General features: G+C 66.0%; 17 protein-coding genes. 5 read left to right on the forward strand and 12 right to left on the reverse strand.

The genetic code is table 11. The annotated features are described in order from the left end of the window. Nucleotides 1-62: 62 nt before the first annotated feature. The 3 genes from NV2_RS28005 to NV2_RS28015 form a co-directional block, all read right to left on the reverse strand. Nucleotides 63-452 carry a VOC family protein gene (locus NV2_RS28005; RefSeq protein ID WP_067881030.1) on the reverse strand — a complete coding sequence of 130 codons (390 nt, stop codon included), beginning with the start codon at nt 450-452 and terminating at the stop codon, nt 63-65. Nucleotides 453-581: 129 nt separating this feature from the next. Then, on the reverse strand, nt 582-806 hold the full coding sequence (locus NV2_RS28010) for a hypothetical protein (RefSeq protein WP_067881107.1): 225 nt from the start codon (nt 804-806) through the stop codon (nt 582-584). A gap of 67 nt (nt 807-873) precedes the next feature. After that, complete coding sequence (locus tag NV2_RS28015) at nt 874-2,076, reverse strand: 3-ketosteroid-9-alpha-monooxygenase, oxygenase component (protein ID WP_084475609.1); 1,203 nt, start codon at nt 2,074-2,076, stop codon at nt 874-876. 348 nt (nt 2,077-2,424) lie between these two features. Here NV2_RS28015 and NV2_RS28020 point away from each other — a divergent pair, with 348 nt between their 5' ends. The 3 genes from NV2_RS28020 (at nt 2,425) to NV2_RS28030 (ending at nt 5,031) form a co-directional block, all read left to right on the forward strand. Continuing rightward, nucleotides 2,425-2,772 carry a hypothetical protein gene (locus NV2_RS28020; protein WP_067881108.1) on the forward strand — a complete coding sequence of 116 codons (348 nt, stop codon included), beginning with the start codon at nt 2,425-2,427 and terminating at the stop codon, nt 2,770-2,772. Then, a complete protein-coding gene (locus NV2_RS28025) occupies nt 2,765-3,442 on the forward strand; it encodes a Dabb family protein (protein ID WP_067881033.1) in 678 nt (225 codons plus the stop codon). Before NV2_RS28020 ends, NV2_RS28025 begins: the two co-directional genes overlap by 8 nt. A gap of 116 nt (nt 3,443-3,558) precedes the next feature. Next, a complete protein-coding gene (locus tag NV2_RS28030; protein WP_067881115.1) occupies nt 3,559-5,031 on the forward strand; it encodes an FAD-dependent oxidoreductase in 1,473 nt (490 codons plus the stop codon). A gap of 82 nt (nt 5,032-5,113) precedes the next feature. On the opposite strand, the gene NV2_RS28035 is transcribed toward NV2_RS28030, so the two are convergent. From NV2_RS28035 to NV2_RS28045, 3 genes are all read right to left on the reverse strand, one after another. Continuing rightward, the gene (locus NV2_RS28035; protein ID WP_067881036.1) at nt 5,114-5,893 is read right to left on the reverse strand and encodes a hypothetical protein; all 780 of its coding nucleotides are present in this window, start codon (nt 5,891-5,893) and stop codon (nt 5,114-5,116) included. A 170-nt stretch (nt 5,894-6,063) separates the two neighbouring features. Next, nucleotides 6,064-6,891 (reverse strand): SDR family NAD(P)-dependent oxidoreductase, encoded by an 828-nt coding sequence (locus NV2_RS28040; protein ID WP_307613584.1) that lies wholly within the window; start codon nt 6,889-6,891, stop codon nt 6,064-6,066. A gap of 11 nt (nt 6,892-6,902) precedes the next feature. Then, nucleotides 6,903-8,321, reverse strand: a complete 1,419-nt coding sequence (locus tag NV2_RS28045) for an MmgE/PrpD family protein (protein ID WP_067881050.1) — start codon at nt 8,319-8,321, stop codon at nt 6,903-6,905. Nucleotides 8,322-8,713: 392 nt separating this feature from the next. Between NV2_RS28045 and NV2_RS28050 the strand changes: the two genes are divergently transcribed. Further along, on the forward strand, nt 8,714-9,706 hold the full coding sequence (locus NV2_RS28050; protein ID WP_210749835.1) for an SDR family NAD(P)-dependent oxidoreductase: 993 nt from the start codon (nt 8,714-8,716) through the stop codon (nt 9,704-9,706). A gap of 74 nt (nt 9,707-9,780) precedes the next feature. Here NV2_RS28050 and NV2_RS28055 read toward each other — a convergent pair whose 3' ends face one another. After that, a complete protein-coding gene (locus NV2_RS28055; RefSeq protein ID WP_084475614.1) occupies nt 9,781-11,139 on the reverse strand; it encodes an MFS transporter in 1,359 nt (452 codons plus the stop codon). 228 nt (nt 11,140-11,367) lie between these two features. On the opposite strand from NV2_RS28055, the gene NV2_RS28060 reads away from it, so the two are divergent. Continuing rightward, the gene (locus tag NV2_RS28060) at nt 11,368-11,922 is read left to right on the forward strand and encodes a MarR family winged helix-turn-helix transcriptional regulator (RefSeq protein ID WP_067881055.1); all 555 of its coding nucleotides are present in this window, start codon (nt 11,368-11,370) and stop codon (nt 11,920-11,922) included. 53 nt (nt 11,923-11,975) lie between these two features. On the opposite strand, the gene NV2_RS28065 is transcribed toward NV2_RS28060, so the two are convergent. From NV2_RS28065 to NV2_RS28085, 5 genes are all read right to left on the reverse strand, one after another. Continuing rightward, the gene (locus tag NV2_RS28065) at nt 11,976-12,866 is read right to left on the reverse strand and encodes a polysaccharide deacetylase family protein (RefSeq protein ID WP_067881058.1); all 891 of its coding nucleotides are present in this window, start codon (nt 12,864-12,866) and stop codon (nt 11,976-11,978) included. Between the two features lie 27 nt (nt 12,867-12,893). After that, nucleotides 12,894-13,862, reverse strand: coding sequence for an asparaginase (locus NV2_RS28070; protein WP_067881061.1), 969 nt, complete (start codon nt 13,860-13,862; stop codon nt 12,894-12,896). 88 nt (nt 13,863-13,950) lie between these two features. Then, nucleotides 13,951-15,153: a Cmx/CmrA family chloramphenicol efflux MFS transporter gene (locus tag NV2_RS28075; RefSeq protein ID WP_067881064.1), complete on the reverse strand. Its 1,203-nt coding sequence runs from the start codon at nt 15,151-15,153 to the stop codon at nt 13,951-13,953. Between the two features lie 357 nt (nt 15,154-15,510). Then, nucleotides 15,511-16,491, reverse strand: coding sequence for a BtrH N-terminal domain-containing protein (locus tag NV2_RS28080; RefSeq protein ID WP_245662811.1), 981 nt, complete (start codon nt 16,489-16,491; stop codon nt 15,511-15,513). A gap of 29 nt (nt 16,492-16,520) precedes the next feature. After that, nucleotides 16,521-17,555, reverse strand: coding sequence for an NAD-dependent epimerase/dehydratase family protein (locus NV2_RS28085; RefSeq protein ID WP_307613583.1), 1,035 nt, complete (start codon nt 17,553-17,555; stop codon nt 16,521-16,523). Between the last annotated feature and the right edge of the window lie 78 nt (nt 17,556-17,633).

Here is a 17,633-nt window from a genome sequence, read left to right on the forward strand (position 1 = left end):
GGTTTACCTTCTTTCGTCGATCTCGACGCCGCCGGTGGGCCGGGCTGCGCCGAAACCGCTTGTCACAGCTGTTCGAAGAGTTCCAGGACGTGCCCTTCCGGGTCCGTGACGAAGGCGACGCGAATACCGATATCGGCCATCGTCGTAGGTGGTTCGGTGACCGTGGCACCGGCGTTCTCCGCCCGCTGCACGATCTCGTCGAGGCCGTGCACCTGGAAACCGATCACCGCTGAACCCGGGGCAGGCGCGGGCACCCCTTTGTAGTGCAACAGCACCAGGGACTGCTCGGTCCCGTCCGGAGAGGTCATGATGATCTCGGCGAGCGGGTCGGGACGGTCGTCGAACTCGTATCTGGTCCGTTCCGTCCGACCGAAAACCTTCGAATAGAAGTCGAATTGAGCCGGGAGGTCGTTCACCAGAAGTTTGGTGAACGCAAAGCGAGGACCGGGCATGGAATCTCCTCTCATGTAACCGGAAGTCACGGTGGGATGGTAAGAGGAGAGCGATACGGCTTCGAGCGTCATTTCCCGATCAACGGGAGGTTTCGGGTAAATGTGCCCGGCCGCGGTGACCGACCGGCCTCAGCGTTGATCGGACCCGATATCGATGCGCCCTTCCCGGACAGCGGTTTCGATCGACTCCCGCATTTTCGCGCAGGTCGGACGTAAGGCCCGCGCGGTCAGATCCGCCGCCGGTGCGAATTCCACGCACCGCAGGCTCTCGGTCCACTGAACCGAGGTGTGCGCCAGGCTGTTCTTCTCGACCAGTACCCGGTTACCGCATACTCGACAGGACAGTGGCTGCATATTCACTCCTGAGGACGGATTCACCTGCCGTTCCGGGTCGACCGGAACGGCAGGGACGACATCGACATCAGTGCGGCGCACCGACTTCGGTCGGCTGCGCATCGGCCTGGAACGCTTCGATGCGCGGGTCCGAGGTGACGAACCGGCCGGCCGCGAGATTGTCGTCGACTTCCCGCTGCCAGAAGCCGATCGCTCGTTCGGTGTCGATCTCGAACTCGAACCGCTGTGTCATCTCCGGAGTCACGTCCTCCACGTCGACGTAGAACTGTTCGTACCACCGGCGCAGCTGATACACCGGCCCGTCCTCCTCGCACAGCAGCGGGTTGTCGATCTTGGTCTTGTTGCGCCAGATCTCCACGTCCTGAACGAAACCGAGTTCGACCCCTCGGGTGAAGTTGTGCGCCAGCTCCAGCGCCTGCTCTTCGGTCAGCTGTGCGGGCTTTTTCACCGCGGCACCCCACTGCAGGACGAAACTGGTGGGCGACACGGGATAGTGACAGTTGATCAGAGCGGTCTCGATCTCACCGACGGGAGATTGGTTCCACAGATAATCGATCATGTAGGACGGGCCGTAATAGGCGGCCTCGGACCGGCCGACGGACTCCTTTTCCCGCGAGTAGTTCGTACCGAGGTCCACGTCGGCACGAGGCTTGCTGTTCATGTGCTGACTGGCGATATGGCCTTCGAACACGTTTTTGAAATACACCGGGAACGAGTAGTGAATGTAGAAGAAGTGCGCCATATCCACTACGTTGTCCACGATTTCGCGGCAATGTGAGCCTTCGATCGTCAACCGGCTCCAGGTGAACGGCGTCCACTCGCCCTGCTCGTACCCGGCGATCTCGGGGATCACCACCTCCGGCGGCGGCGGGTTGCCCTGCGGGTCGTGCCAGATGAACAGCTGACCATTGCGTTCGAGCGTCGTCCACGACTTGGTGCGCGCCAGCGGCGGGACTCGCCTGGCGTACGGAATGCTCGCGCATCGCCCGTTACCCGACCAGCGCCAGTCGTGGAACGGACACGCCAATGCATCGCCCTTGACCGTTCCCTGCGTGAGATCTCCGCCCATATGCGGGCAGTATGCGTTGAGCACGTTCAGTGCACCGGCACTGTCGGCGAACACGACGAGTTTCGTGCCGAACGCCTCGACGGCATGCGGCTCTCCGTCGCGGAATTCGTCCGACAGCCCGAGACAGTGCCAGCCACGGGCATAGCGGGCAGGCGGCGGGGCCGATTCGATGACGCGAACGTCGGTATCGGGAACAGGCATGGTTATCTCCTTGTCGACCGCGGACCGGCACGGGCGCTACCGCTGTTCGCGGTGGAGGCGCGGTCGGCACACCGTCCCCGTGCCAGGACACGGCGCGACGACGTCCGAGACGGCGTGTCGGTGACCACTACCTGCTCCGCGTGCTCGATGCCGGTGGAACTGCAACGTGCGCAACTCATCACGTCGCCGACCGGACCAGAAGTCCTGACCGGCCAACGATAGGTCACTATGGCGCGCACCACTGTGCGTGATCCCGATCACTGGAACTCACGGCGGCGGTGCGGTGTCGTTCCCGGCTGCCGGGAAGATCGTCCGGCGCTCGGCGCCGCGCCACATACCTTGATCGACATGAGCGACAGCACCATCTACATCATCGACCGGATAGTGCTCGAACCAGGTCGTGCACGCGCATTCATCGACGCCTACCTCGACGAATATGCACCCGGCGCCCGCGAGCGCGGCCTCACCCTCGAACGGGTCCTGGTCAGCCCGCCCGCCTGGATCGATTCCGAGCCCAACACCCTCACCATCACCTGGACCGTCGACGGGCCTCGCGAGTGGTGGGCCGCAGCTGTCAAGGGCCGCCACGACCCCGGGCCCGCGCAATGGTGGGACTCGGTCTCACCCATGATCATCGAGCGCACCCGATCGATGGCCGCGGCCGCCGACGCCGTGGAAGGACTGTGCGATGTATAAGGTCACCCGTCTCCTCCATCTGACCGACCCCCGCGATGAGGCGAGCACCGCAGCAGTGGTTCGCGATATCGCCGCTGCCGCGGAATCGGCACGGCACAGCCTGGTCGCGCCGACCCTGCCCGGTGCCCGCAACGGCGGCGATATCCTGGCCCACTTCCACTTCGAGTCCGAGGAAGAATGGACTCGGCAGCGCGGACCCATCGACGCCGCCACCGGCGGGCCCGCCATCCGGCGAGCCGACTGTGCCGAATACGTCGGCGGCTCCCGCGCGGGCAGGCGCGATACGGCGAACACTCCCGCCGTCTATCGGACGCTCCTGCTCCGAGTCGACGATTCGGCCCCCCGGCACGAGCTACGCCGCTTCGAACACGCCGTGCTGCAGATGCCCGAACATCTGCCGGGCATGCGGGCCTGGCAGCTCAGTCCCGTACTCCACGCCGCCGGCGCCACCACCTGGACGCACGTGTGGGAGCAGGAATTCACCGATCTCGACGCACTGCTCGGCCAGTACATGAACCACCCCGTGCACTGGGCCCTCGTCGACCGCTGGTTCGACCCCGAGTGCCCGGAAAACATTGTGAAGGACCGGGTCTGTCACAGCTTCTGCGCCGTGTCCGGTCCGGTTGTCACCGATGCGGCAGCCGCCCCGATAGCAGTGGGTTGCGCCTAGGCCGTCCGGTCCGCCGCGCCCGAATGGCCGCTCAACACAGCGCACCACCAGTGGTTCCGCAACAGAGGTCGCATCGGACCTCGGACACGGTCGGTGTCGACGAAAAGGAGACAATGATGTCGGATGCAGGCAATGTTCGCCCCGAGCAGGTGAGCAGGATCAGCACCTGGGATTACGAGGCCGACGTGGTCGTCGTCGGCTACGGGGTGGCGGGCGTCAGCGCGGCGATCGAAGCGGCCCGCGGCGGCGCCGATGTCCTGGTGCTGGAGCGCACCGGCGGCTGGGGTGGTGCCGCGGCACTGTCGGGCGGATTCATCTACCTCGGTGGAGGCACCGCCTTGCAGCAGGCGCTCGGCTTCGAGGACTCCCCCGAGAACATGGAAAAATACATGACGGCAGCGCTCGGACCGGGCATCGATGTCGCCAAGGTTCACGACTATTGCCAGGGCAGTGTGGAACACTTCGATTGGCTTGTCGCACAGGGTGTCCCGTTCAAGGAAGAATTCTGGGGCGAACCCGGCTGGGAGCCGCCCGCCGACCAGGGCCTGATGTATTCCGGGGGTGAGAACGCCGCACCGTACAACACGATCGCCACCCCGGCGCCGCGCGGTCACCTCCCGCAGATGGCGGACAAGCACACCGGGGAGAAGGGCGGCGGCTACATGCTCATGAAACCGCTCACCGACACGGCCGAGTCCTTGGGTGTGCGTGCCGAATACGACATGCGGCTGCAGCGCCTGATCGTCGACGCTTCCGGGAAGGTCGCCGGGGTCGTCGCCAAGCGGTACGGCAAGCAGGTACATGTGCGGGCGCGTCGAGGCGTGGTCCTGGCCACCGGCAGTTTCGCCTACAACCAGGAAATGATCGAGGAATACACCCCGCTGCTGGTCAACCGGCCCGCGGCGGCAATCGAGGAGCACGACGGGATCGGTATCCGCGTCGCGCAGGCACTCGGCGCTCGGGTCGCTCACATGGATGCGATCGAGGTCGCGATTTTCGCTGATCCGCAACTGATGGTCCGGGGCATCCTGGTCAACGGACGCGGTCAGCGCTACATCCCCGAGGACTCCTACCCCAGCCATATCGGCCAGGCCACTCTGAGCCGCCAGCACAACGAGGCATTCCTGATCATCGACGAATCCGCTCTGGAACAGGCGCAGGGCACCGTCTCCTCGTCCGCGGCGATGCGAGCCCAACCGCCGACCTGGGTTGCGGAAACCGTGGAAGAGCTGGAGGCCGAGATCGGGTTCCCCGCCGGAGTCCTGCAGGCCACCGTCGAGGTCTACAACCGTCACGCCGCGAACGGCGCCGATCCGGTGCTGGGCAAGAAGCCCGAGTGGGTCCGGCCGATCGAGACGCCGCTGGCAGCCTACGACCTGCGCAACCACACCGGCGGTTTCACCCTCGGCGGATTGAAGACCGACCTCGATTCCCGGGTCCTGCACGTCTCCGGCGATCCGGTTCCGGGACTGTTCGCCGCCGGCCGATGCACCTCCGGGGTCTGTGCAGGCGGGTATGCCAGCGGCGCTTCACTCGGCGACGGCAGCTTCTACGGCCGTCGGGCCGGGCGCGCGGCCGCCGGGTCCTGAGACCGGCGACTCCTCGGCAGCGGGTCCGGCGGGTGAGCCGACGTCACCGGCCGGATCCGCGATGCGCTGCCGATGGTGGGAGCTACCAGTCCTGCCAGGGGACGATCGTGTGCACGGGCCCGGCCAGCAACGTCTGCTCTGCCTCCGGGTACGGAGCACCCCGCCCCGCTTCGTCCCACTGCTGCTCCCGCTCGGCGATCTCAGCGGTCACAGTGGTCGGATCACCATCCAGGTACAGCAGCCGAATCCGCAGCGACCCGCTCGCGTACTCGCGGCGCGTCTGGTCGAACGGCAGCGTGGGATGCTGCTGCATGGTGTGCAGGGCGAACGTCCAGGCACCCGCCACGCCCGGACAGGTCAGCAGGTCGGGAATCCGAACCTGGTCCTGCCAGCGGAACTGCTCGTGCACCTGAGCGCTGTGCGGGTCGGCCAGATAGTCGACGGTGACGTGCAGGCCACGGTTGGGCCGGAAGGGTAACGCATCGGCGGACACCTGAACCCGCGGCGCCACATAGCCTTTCACCGGCGTGAAGAATGCCAGCAGCGACCGCCGGACGCCGGGAAGCATCGGCCCGCGCCCCCATTGGAACGAGTCCTCCCCCAGCTTGGTCCACTCGGCGATGCTGCGCTCGTACGGCGGCCGGAACCAATACATGGCCACATAGTCGGTCCCGGCCAGCTCCCCGTCCGCCGTCGTGGCCGGATCGCGATCCCGACGCCGGGCCCACCGATCCCCCCACGCCACCCCGGGCAGCAACAGATTCTCCGGTCGATGGTCCAACTGATGCCACTCGTTGTACTCCCGATGTTGTTCGGGATCGGTCAGCTCGATGAACGAAAAGAATGCCCGCTCCGAGAACACCTTTCACCTCCTGCATGCACGACGACGCGGTCGGTTCACGCTATGGGCTCGCACCGGCCGGCACCGCCCGTGATTCCGTTCATCGGGAGATGTGGGGGTTCGGGCGGGGCCACTCGTCCGCCGGTGTCCCGGAAGGCGCGCGTCTGCGCACCGACCGGTCACCATGACACTCAGAGGGATGTCCGCCCGCCATCGATGGGCAATACGGTCCCGGTGAGGGCGGAAGCCTGGTCCGAAACCAGGAAAGTGGCGCAATTGGCGACCTCGTCCATCTCCAGGATCCGGCCCATGGGCATCTGCTGCACCAGACCGTCCACGATGCCCTTGGTCGTTTCGTCTGCCAGCAGACCCTCGATCATGGCAGTTCTGATCGACGCCGGGCAGATCGCGTTGACCCGGATGTTGTGCCGGGCAAGGTCGACGGCCATCATCTTCGTCAGGAGGATCAAGCCGTGCTTCGCGATCGGGTAGGCGGGAGCGTTGCCGACCGGCGGTTTGAGTGCGGCGGCCGAACTCGTGAACAGGATCGAGCCGCCCCCTCGCGCGAGCATCTGCTCCACAGCAAGGCGGGCCCCGAAGAACCCAGCCTTGAGGTGGACATTCATCTGCTGGTCCCAGTCCTGTTCGGTGACGCCCGGATGGTATCCGGCCCCGCTGGAAGGCGCCGAGGCTCCGGCCGTTCCTGCGTTGTGCCAGAAAATGTCCACGCCGCCATAGGTTTCGGCCGCGAACTTCATCAACGCTTCGAGGTCGGAAACCCGCGTGACATCACTGTGGCAGTATGCGGCCTCGCCCCCGCCACTACGGATGTGCGCAACGGTCTCGGCCCCGGCCGCATCGTCCAGATCGCTCACCACGACCCGGGCCCCTTCGGACGCGAATCGGACAGCCGCCTGGCGACCGATCCCCGCGGCCGATCCGGTGATTACCGCGACCTTGTCTTTCAGCTGCATAGTTGTGTCCCTTGTATATCGGTGTCGTTTCGAGGTGCTTCGCATGCCGGTGGCGGTCACCCGAGAAGGGCGAAAAGTTCTCCGACGTCGTCGATCGATTCCAGTTCGCGGAATCCCGTCACCGCCCGATCGAGAGCCTGGCCCGGGATCGGGCGCGCGGCGTAGCCCGCGCAATCCTTGAACTTCGCGATCAGACCGTCCCAGGTCATCGGTGCGAGCGGATGACCGTATGCTCTGGGCTGCTGTCGCGTCAGCGTGCGACCGTCCCGGAGACGAATGGCGATCTCCCCACCCGGAAACCCGGAGCCCGCAACGAAGTCGTACTGCTCGTCGTAGCGGGACTCGATCCTGTCGGCCATGGCAAGGACATCGAGGTCGGTCAGTTTCTCGTCGAAGTAGTCGGCGATGGTGACATCACCGCGCTGCAGTGCCGTGGCTACCGTGAACGGCACGCTCAGTTTCGCCAGCATCGAGTTGGGAGGACGGCGCCACTCTGCGAGTGGCTCGGTCTGGCCGCGCGCGAAATCTCCCACCGTCACGGTCGCCGACTCCACCTCCTGTGGCTCGAACCTGTGCTCGCGCATCAATGCCCGGACCATATCGATGAACACGTGGGTGAACGCACACGAAGGCCACGGCTTGAACCCGTCCTCCAGTACGTCGTAACGGACCCCCAGATCGCCCAGCAGCAGGTCGCGGTCGTATTCGCCCTGGTAGTAGACATTCCAGAGGCCGTGCACCCCTTCGAAACTGCGGCGTACGCCGCTGATGCCTGCTTGCGCCATCAACGCGGCACGCACGCCGACCTCGCCTGGAACGGCATGTCCGAAACCACGGATGGTGGAGTTCTTGCCGAACACGATCTCGTGCGTACCTGCCGCTTGCGTGAATGCGATACCGAGCGCGTTCACGGTCTGGTTTTCGTCGAGGCGCAGCAGCTTGCTGCATGCCAGCGCGGCACCGAACACTCCGAACAGGGGCGCCGGATGCCAGGGAGCCATCCGCCCGCCCGGTTTTCCCGCGGCCACGGTGAGACGACATTGCAGGTCGACCCCCAACACGACGGAGGTGATGAATTCCCTTCCGGCGATATCGCCCTGCCGCTCGGCGAGCGCGATCGCGGCCGGAATCACCGGCGAGGAGATGTGCGCTGCGTCGGGGTGCAGGTCACTGAAGTCCTGGCAGTTGGCCATTGCCCCGTTGACGTAGCCGGCGAGCCAGGCCGGGGCCTTGCTCCCGAATCCGAGCAACGTGGCCTCCTGTTTACCTCCGAGGTCGAGCACCAGATCCGCCAGCGCCTTGGCCTCCGGCGACGTAGTAGAGGCCGGCAGGATCACGCCGGTGGTGTCGAGGATCGTTTTGCTGGTCATATCGGCCACCCCGTCCGGGAGGTCGCTGTATGTGAGTGCCACAGCGTGCCGAGCCAGAACGAATGCGGCGTCCGCACCTGCATCCTCGATGTACCCAGTGGTCATACCAGCTCCTTCGATCGTTGATATCCGGCGCACCGGGCGCCGGTTGCGCCGGAATTCGCTCGCCGATCGACATGCGTCCGAAGTGTCGGCGGGCGCGCCCCGCGGATGTGTACGGCTGTGCCGCTGTCTCCGGAGGGCATCGACGGAAAGCGATACAAGGCATATACAAGACTTGTAGACTACAAGTATCGGGAATGATCGAACGATACCCGGATATCGACGCCCGGACAAGAGGTAGCGGAGGGGGTTCACCGAACAGCCGACCGACACATTCCACGACCGACGAGGTCGGCGCCGGAGACTCGCGGAGCGTGAATAGTTCTCTGCCGCATCCGTCTTCGACGCTTCGACCGCCGGGCTCCACATGCTCCACCTCGCCGCGGTCGTCATGATTGACGATCGGTGTGGCCACCGGCTACAACGGTAAACGCAACCGGATCGACGGCGCCTCCCGCGCCGCCCGGCCGGGACCGCGCAGTCCTGACCTTCCGGCCCCGATTCGGATGCCCCAGCTCAACAACGACCGGAGAACCATGACCACCGACAATCTCGATACCCCCTCTGTCACCGAACTCGTGGAAGCAGCCGAGGAGATAACCGACCTTCCGGCGCGCTTCCGCCTGGACGGAAGGCGCTATGTCGTCCTCGGCGGCGGCCGGGGAATGGGCAGGCACACATCGCACTCCTTGGCGCAACTGGGCGCTCGTGTCGTAGTGGTCGATTCCGAACAGGAACGGGCCGATGCCGTGGCAGCCGAAATCGGCGATGCCGCAGTAGCCAGGGTCGTCGACGCGACGAACGACAAGGAAATGTCCGCCTTCGCCACGGATATCGGCTCGATCGACGGCGTGGTCGACGTCATCGGCATTGCTCGCTACGAGGCGTTGCTCGACGTTTCCGAAGCGGACTGGATGTGGGAACACGACATCGTGTTGCGGCACGCCTGGCTGGCGGTCCGCCATTTCGGACGCCGGCTGGCACAGCAGGGCCGCGGAACATTGACTTTCGTTGCCTCCGTGTCCGGCTTGAGCAGTGCGCCCGGGCACGGGGCTTACGGGGTGTTCAAAGCCGGGCTCGTCTCCCTCGTCCGCACCGCCGCAGTCGAACTCGGCCCGAGCGGCGTACGCGTGAACGCGGTGGCTCCGGGATTCGTGCTCACCCCCCGGATGGCCGATGTCCTCGATGAAGCGCAGCTCGAGAACAGCCGCGCGGGCGCACCACTCACCCGGTTGACCACCCCCTCCGATATCGCCGCAGGAATCACATTCCTGGTGAGCGATCTCGCCGCGGCGATAACCGGGCAGACCCTGGTCATCGATGCCGGTGCGACGTCGAGCTACCCCTACCGCATGGGAGGCTCCGACAGTAGTCCCGCCGACGAATAACCGAAAACCGCGACATCGCCGAACGAGTCGCCGTAGCCGGGCCGGCTACGGCGACTCGTATCCGTCGGCAGGCTCTACCCGGCCCCGGAGGCAGCGCGGTCGCTGTCGCGGCGATCGCCGCCGATTGTGCTCTCTTCCTCGCCGGCAATGCCGCGGCCCGGCATGGTCATGATCACCGAGAACCCCAGCGCCGCCGCTACTGCGACCACACCGGCGGCCGCGTATGCGTTACCGGTGATCTCGGTGAACTTGCCGGCCAGGTACGGGCCGAGCCCACCGCCCAGGGCAGAGCCGATCCCGAAACCTATTGCCGCGCCGGTGTATCGCACCGAGGCCGGGAAGGTCGCGGTGAGCGTCGCGTACACCGGGACGGCCGCGGCACCGGCGAACCCGGTGAGAAGGGTCTGGCCGAGTGTGGTGACGACGAGATTGCCGCCGGTTGCCTTGATCAGGTACATGATCGGGAACATGATGACCGCGAGTGCCACCAGGAAGATCGCCATGGTGGTCCTGCGGTCGGACTTGTCGATCAACACGCCCGCACCGAATCCGATCGCGATTCCACAGGCGGAGGCGAAGGTAGCGATTCCCGCGGTGACCCCCGCCGTCATCCCTACTTGCTGCTGCATGAACAACGGCAAGTAGGCGGGAACTATGTAGCCGATGGCGAGTACGGACACACTGAGCGCAATGACCTTAAGCAGGTTGCGCGTGTGCCCCCGGAACAATGACCGCACCGGTGCCGTCGGAACTTCATGGCTGTCGGCGAGTCGGCGGAATCCGGGCGACTCCTCCAGTCGGGTACGCAAATACAGCGTATAAGCCATGAGTGGAATCGACAGCAGTAGTGGGACACGCCAGCCCCAGGCGGCCATGGCGCCTTCCGAGGTCAGCATCGTGGTGAGGGCGACTGCGCCCGGCGCCAGTGCTGTCCCCATTCCGAAGCCCATCGGGGTCATCGCGCTCAGCAACCCATGGTTCGCGACCGATGCATGTTCGGTGACGAAGGTGGCCGAACCGATTTGCTCGCCTCCGGCGAAGAAACCCTGGAGGAGCCGGGTGAGGACCAGAAGGACCGGAGCCAGGACGCCGACGGTCGAATGCGTCGGTAACGCACCCATCAGAGCGGTCGACGCTCCCATTCCGGTGATCGTCAGAATCAGAGTGAATCGCCGGCCGCGACGATCGCCGATGCGGCCGAAGACGATACCGCCGATCGGCCGGGCCAGAAACCCGGTGCCCAGGACCAGCAGTGAGTTGAGGACCCCGGTGACCGGGTCGTCACTGGGGAAGAACAGCGGCGCGAGGTAGACGACGATGTAGGTGAAGACGATGAAATCGTATGCCTCCACAGCGGTTCCGAGAAAACCGGCCAGCGAAGCCCGGCGGACGGTTTCTCGTGTCGGCGCTGCGAAATCCGATGATGTGGTCATGACGCTCCTGCATGGTGTGGCGCCCGCACGGGCACCCACCGGAGATCGAGAGTGATTCGGCGGAGAAGACCCGCCATGAAATCCACCGCTTGATTCGTACACGGTGTGAGCAGACTAACAACGCATGCTTGCTCGACACAAGCCTTGTAGTTACCAAGAGTTGCAGGGCCGCTATTATGAGAGCACTGCGAGCCTGTGTATCCAGGCGGACGACCACCCGAAGGAGATATGAGCGTGCCCGTTCAACCCCGTGACGCCCAGCGCGGTAAGACCCAGGACGGAGACGCCACACAAACCTGGACCGACGCGCAGTCGGACGCTGCATTCGAGGTCCTGGGCGACCGTTTGATCGATGCGATCCGGCGCTTTCTGCGCTCGAGTCGACGAGAGCGAATCCAGACCAAGCTCTACACAGTCAACGGACGAGAGCTCGGCCCCGCCCAGATCGACGCATTCGAAGCAGTTGCCCAGGAAGGCGAGATCCACATGAACCGTCTCGCCGCGCAGCTCGGACTCGATCCGTCGACCGTCACCCGTGCGGTGAATCCGTTGGTCGACATGCAACTCGTCGAGCGCTACACCGATCCCACCAACCGCCGCTACGTGCGGCTGCGGTGCACCCCGGCGGGTGAAGAAGCCATCGCCCGCGTGATGGTGGAGCGCCGGAACATCATGCGCGAGACCCTCACTCCGATGGATCCGGAGCGCAGGCTCCTACTCGCCGACCTCCTCGAGGAGTACACGGCGCTGCTCGACAACACCCGGGCCTCGACGGAGGGGTGACGCCGTCCGGCGAGCGCGTACCCACCGGGTGGTCACACCGGTGTCGCCGATAGTCATCGAGAGTGGTGGCGCGGATGACGCTCGGCGAAGTCACGAGCGATATCGTCCATGGACGCGAACTCCACCCCGTCGTGCTGCGCGATGTGGTCGAAGAGCCGTTCGAGCATGAGCAGATTCTGCGGCCTGCCCGAGACATCCGGGTGAATCGTCATGGGGAACACGGCGTAGTCCATCTCCCGATAAACCCAGTCGAACTGGTCTTTCCAGAGCTGTTCGATATCCCGCGGGGATACGAAGCCGTGGCTGTTCGGCGAGGACTTGACGAACATCATCGGTGGCAGATCGTCGAGGTACCAGTTGGCGGGGATCTCGACGAGGTCGGTTTCCTGGCCGCGGACCAGCGGTTTCATCCACTCCGCGGCGGAATCGGCCGCATAGTCGATCTTGGTCCAGGAGTCGCCGACCCGCACGTAGTAGGGGGTGTGGTCGTTGTGCATCAGGGAGTGGTCGTAGCGAAATCCGCGTTCGAGCAGGATCTCGTTGGTCACCGGGGAGAACTCCCACCACGGGGCGACATACCCGGTGGGCTTGCGCCCGGACCGGGTCTCGATGAGATCGGTGCAGTAGTCCAGAATCTCGGTTTCCTGGGCGCGGGTCATCGCAATCGGATTCTCGTGGCTGTACCCGTGCACCCCGATCTCGTGCCCGGCGGCCACCACGGCGTCGAACTGCTCCGGGAAGGTTTCGATGGAATGGCCCGGCCAGAACCAGGTCACGGGCATGTCCCGGCGTTGCGTGAGCTGAAGCAACCGCGGCACCCCGACCTCACCCGCGAACAACCCGCGAGAAATATCGCCCGGGGAGTCCTGCCCGCCATAGGAGCCGAGCCACCCGCCGACGGCGTCGACGTCGATTCCGATCGATACGTAGATCTTCTTGGCCACAGTTCTCTCCTCCGGTCGTGTGGGTGATCAGAGATAGGTGTCGAATGCCGCCGCGAACTCCCCCGGCTCCGTGCCGTGGGAAATGAGGAGCGCGGTGAGGATGCGCGCCTGGAACGGATCGAGATCGCCCGACGGGACGGCTCCGGCCGCCGCGAGGTCGATACCGCCACCGTTGCCGTAGGTCGGGACCACGGGTCCACCGGGCACCCGGGTGCCGAGCACCACGGCGCACCCGCGTCCCACGGCATCTCGAACGGCCTCGGCGAACCCCGGCCCCGCGTTGCCCACTCCCGTGCCGGCCAGCACGACGGCCCGGGCTCCCTGCCGCACGACATACTCCAGTAATTCCGGCGTGGCGCCCGGATAAGCGACGACGACGTCAACCCGGGTGTCGTCGAACGCGGCCGTCGGCATCGGCAAGGGGGGATACCGGCGGGGCGCGGCGGTGACGACGAGACGGTCACCGGCCACGTGCGCTACCTGGACGCCGCCGCCGAATGCGTTGCTCGCGGTGGTGTGTGTCTTTCGGGCACCGCGCGCCGACCGGATCGTTCCGTCGAAGCAGATCAGTACCCCGCTCCCCCGCAGTCCCTCCGCTGCTGCCGCGCGCACCGCATCCGTCACATTGCGCGGGCCGTCCGAGTCGGGACTGTCGGCCGGGCGCTGAGCGCCGGTGAGCACCACCGGTTTCGGCGAGGCGTGCAGGAGATCGAGCAGAAATGCCGTCTCTTCCATCGTGTCGGTACCGTGGGTGACCACTACGCCGTCGGTGTTCGGCTCGGCGACAGCGTGTGCGACCGCCTGGGCGATCCGGCGCAGATCGCCCAGGCCCAGCCGGTAGCTACCGGTATTGAGCACATCGCGGGCCGCCACCGTTACCTCGCCGTACTGCGTCGAGACCAGCGCGGACGCGGTGTCGGTCGCCACAGCACCCGCCGCGCCCCGGCTGCGCGAGGCGATCGTGCCGCCGGTGCCCAGCAACTGGATGTGGGCCACCGCATCCCTCCGTTTCCACCGAGAACCAGCATCGAACGAGAGTGGCCGGAGCTCGCCGAACGCCTACGACAGCCCAGCGAACATCAGGCTACCTCCCTGTCTCGAGTGTCGGCCGCGATTCGGCCATCGGGTGCGCACGGCGTGCGCTGCTGCGTACCGCCACGACTCCCACTGCGACGGCGGTGAACGCGGCGCTGCACCACAGTGCGGCGACCGGGTTGTCGGTGCCGTCGACGAGCAGACCGGCGGTGAGGGGACCGAGTACGGCGCCGATGTTGAAGGCGGTGGTGGCCAGGGCTCCGGCGATGCGCGGCGCCGCGGGTGTGGCCGTCTGCACGATGGCTCCGATCAGGGTGGATCCGACGCCGAAGGCGACCGCTCCTGCCACCAGGGACATGGCCAGGATCCCCGGCAGCGTATGGGCGGTACCTGCGGCAAGCAGCCAGGCGGCGACGAGGACCACCGATCCGGCCACGATGATCCGGCGCTGGTGGCGGTCGCTGTAGCGACCGGTGACCGTCACCCCGAGGAACGATCCGATGCCGAACAGGGCCAGCACCACCGGGACCCAGCCGTCACTACCGGAAGTGCCGGTCGTGATGGTTCCTAGATAGGTGAATCCGGCGAAGGTCGCGCCGTTGACGAGCACCCCGGCGACCACCGCGATCAGGACCGGCCGTTGCCGCAGCACCAACCATTCGCGCCGCATCGACTGTCGCCGGCCGTCGGTGGTGTCGTCGTCCCGTCCGACACCACGCAGCATCGTCCATACCGGGATCAGAGCTGCCGCGCTGATCGCGGCGACGGCCCAGAACGCCGAACGCCAACCCCACAGCTGTCCCAGCATCGTGCCCGCGGGCACACCGGCGATGCAGGCGACCGTCACGCCGGACACCACCACAGAGGTCGCACGCCCGAGCATCGCGGATGCGACCAGCCGCGGCAGCGCGGCCAGAGCGATCGCCAAGAACCCGGCATTGGCGACCGCGGCGACGACACGAGTCACCAGCAGTACCGCGAATCCCGTTGTCGCAGCGCCCAGTACGTGTGCGGCACAAAACAGTCCCAGAAAGGCTGTGACCGAATATCGCAGCGGCAGCCGGCCCGCCACCATGGCCATGGTCGGCGCCCCGAGCACCATACCGGCCGCGTACAGCGAGGTCAGCAGACCGGCGGCACCGAGCGACACCCCGACGTCGGCGGCGATCTGGTCGAGCAGCCCCGACACCATGAATTCGGAGGTGCCTTGGGCGAACACTGCGATCGCCAGCACGAAAACCACAAAGGGCATGAGAGAGAACTCCCGGAGACAGGGCGCGACGGCTACATCCGCGGCGCCCGAGATGGGCTGCGGAGGCGGGCGAAGACAACTCACCCGACCGCAGGAGACCGACATCTTCCGGCGTCGCGAGCACCACGCACCGCACCGAGCCAGTCGGCACGGTGGGAGCAACACACTCACAACGCCGCTCAGCGCGAAAGCTGAGCGGCTACCGTCTGGACGCCTCCGGGGAATTCACGCCGCCACACTAACAACCCGTATCCGTCCTATCCAACGCATTTCCGGTCGGACTGCCAGGACCAGACCGCAGCGGGGCGGCAGACATCAATACCTCACGCCCACAGCATGATTCGATGCGCCCTGCCCTCATCCCCCGAGCCGGCTCAGTTCCTGCATCCCCGCACGCTCGATCCGCGCGATATCCCCGAGGAGGTCACCGGCCGAATCCAGGTACCGGTCGTCGCCTGTCGCACCGGCTCGGCTGATCGCCGCCGCGACCTCGGTCCACAGTGTCGCCGCCTCAGCATACAGAGCGTGGCCGGCGCGCAGATGGCTGCTGTCCACCGTCTCGCGACATTCGGCCAGAAAATCGCGATAAAGGTTGCGGAACAGGGCGCCGCCGGTGCCGGCGTGCTCCATCAGCACGGCCGCCTGGGGCAGGTCCCGGGCCGGGTCGTCGGCGCGTTGCCGCCAGGTCCGCACCAGCTTCGCGGCCTTGTCTATTCCTCGGTGCCCGGCATTGGCGATCGGCGGGTCGAGGAAGGCATGGGCGCAGGCAGTGATGGCGGGAACGATCCGGCTACGCGGAGCAGGCGCGTTCTTCGCCAGGGTAAGCGTGAACGACCTGTTGCGAGCTGTCATCGGACCGCGTGCGGACCTGGCCGCAGCGAGACCGGTCAAGCTGGTGGTCACTTTTCCGCCTTGCTGGTCGGTGTCCACCAGATAGCTGTCGCGGTCGTCGTAGCCGTACATCGCGACGATGTGGCCGCCGAAATGCACCTTCGATCCGAAGTAGTCGAGGTGGTAGCTGTCGAGCTGCAATCCGACCGGACGACCCGCATCGAGCACGGACCTCACGTTCGACCAGGCTCGACGAGCCGAGGCCGTCTGTTGCACAACGAGTTCCAGGCCGAGGCGATCGGCAATATTCTCGGTGAGCAGGAACGGTTTGACCCGGCCGCCCAGAAACGGGAAATCCATGTTCTTGCTGTCCCAGTAGATGAAGGACAAGCCGGCGCCCAGCCCGAACAGCATGGGCTCGGACAGCTCGAGGCCCTCGTGGCGCAGCAACACTCCCAGCGCCGTCGTCTCACAGTGCCGGGTGCGGCGATCCTCGACGTCTACCACGGTGGTGATGGACCAACCATGCCACGGTGCTATCGGTCCCGGCGCGGTGCCGGCACCTCGTAGCTCGGGTCGGCCTTCCGGCGGCGAGTGAAGAATTCGGCGGCTTCGGTGATCGCTTCCTCGATGGGGCGGGGTTGCCAGCCGAGTTCGCGGACCGTCTTGTCGTGACTCAACGGGGTCATGATGTGCATCAGGCGCATCGTGGTCCGGGTGATGCGGACATCCTTCTGGGTGATGCGGGCGACCAATTCTCCGATCAGACCGGCCACGGGCAGCAGCGCTCGGGGAACTCCGAAACGGGCCGGGCGAGCACCGGTTACGGCCGAGGCCATGTCGAGTAGCTCGCGGGTGTTGCGATAGCCGGCGGACACGATGTAGCGCTGCCCGACTCTGCCGCGCTCCCCCGCCAGCACCAAAGCCTGTGCCGCATCGCGAATTCCGACGACTTCCGCACCGACACCGCGCACATGGAACGGCATCTTGCCGAGCGCGGCCGCGGCGATGAAGGCGCCGTGCGGGGTGGGCAGGTAGTCCCGCGCACCGTAGGTGTTGGCGACACACATCGCTACCGCGGGCAGCCCCCGCTCGCGGGCGAACCCGAGCACCAGTTCCTCTGCCGCGACCCGGGATCGGACATAGGCGCCGCCGCGGCGCTGCCAGTTGTGTGGCCCGGAATCCTCGTCGACAACCGCCTCGTCGATCGGCAGCGTCGCCACCGAGCTGGTGAACACGAACCGCCGCGGGCCGAGTTCGCAGGCCACCTCGAGCACGGTGCGCAGACTCGTGACGTTCGTCCGGAACAGTGGCGTCGGATCGCGTAGCCACGGCCGGGCGTCGACCACGCAGTAATACACGACATCGCAGCCCGTCATGGCTTTTCGCAACGATTCCGGATCGTCGATGTCGCCGACGACGTATTCGACGTCCAGGTCTTCCAACGCCCGCCGTGAACTCGTCTCGCGCACCATCACCCGAACGGCTTCACCGCGCTCGGCCAGTTCCCGGGCGACGTGCGACCCGAGAAAACCACTCGCACCGATGACCAGGCTGCGGACCACTCTCACCCGGATCTCCCGCCACTCTGGTTGTCTGCCGGTTCCCCGACGATAGACACCTGTCCATTCAGGTGTCAACGACAGGTG

It is taken from the genome of Nocardia vermiculata NBRC 100427 (assembly GCF_001613265.1).
Classification (GTDB): domain Bacteria; phylum Actinomycetota; class Actinomycetes; order Mycobacteriales; family Mycobacteriaceae; genus Nocardia; species Nocardia vermiculata.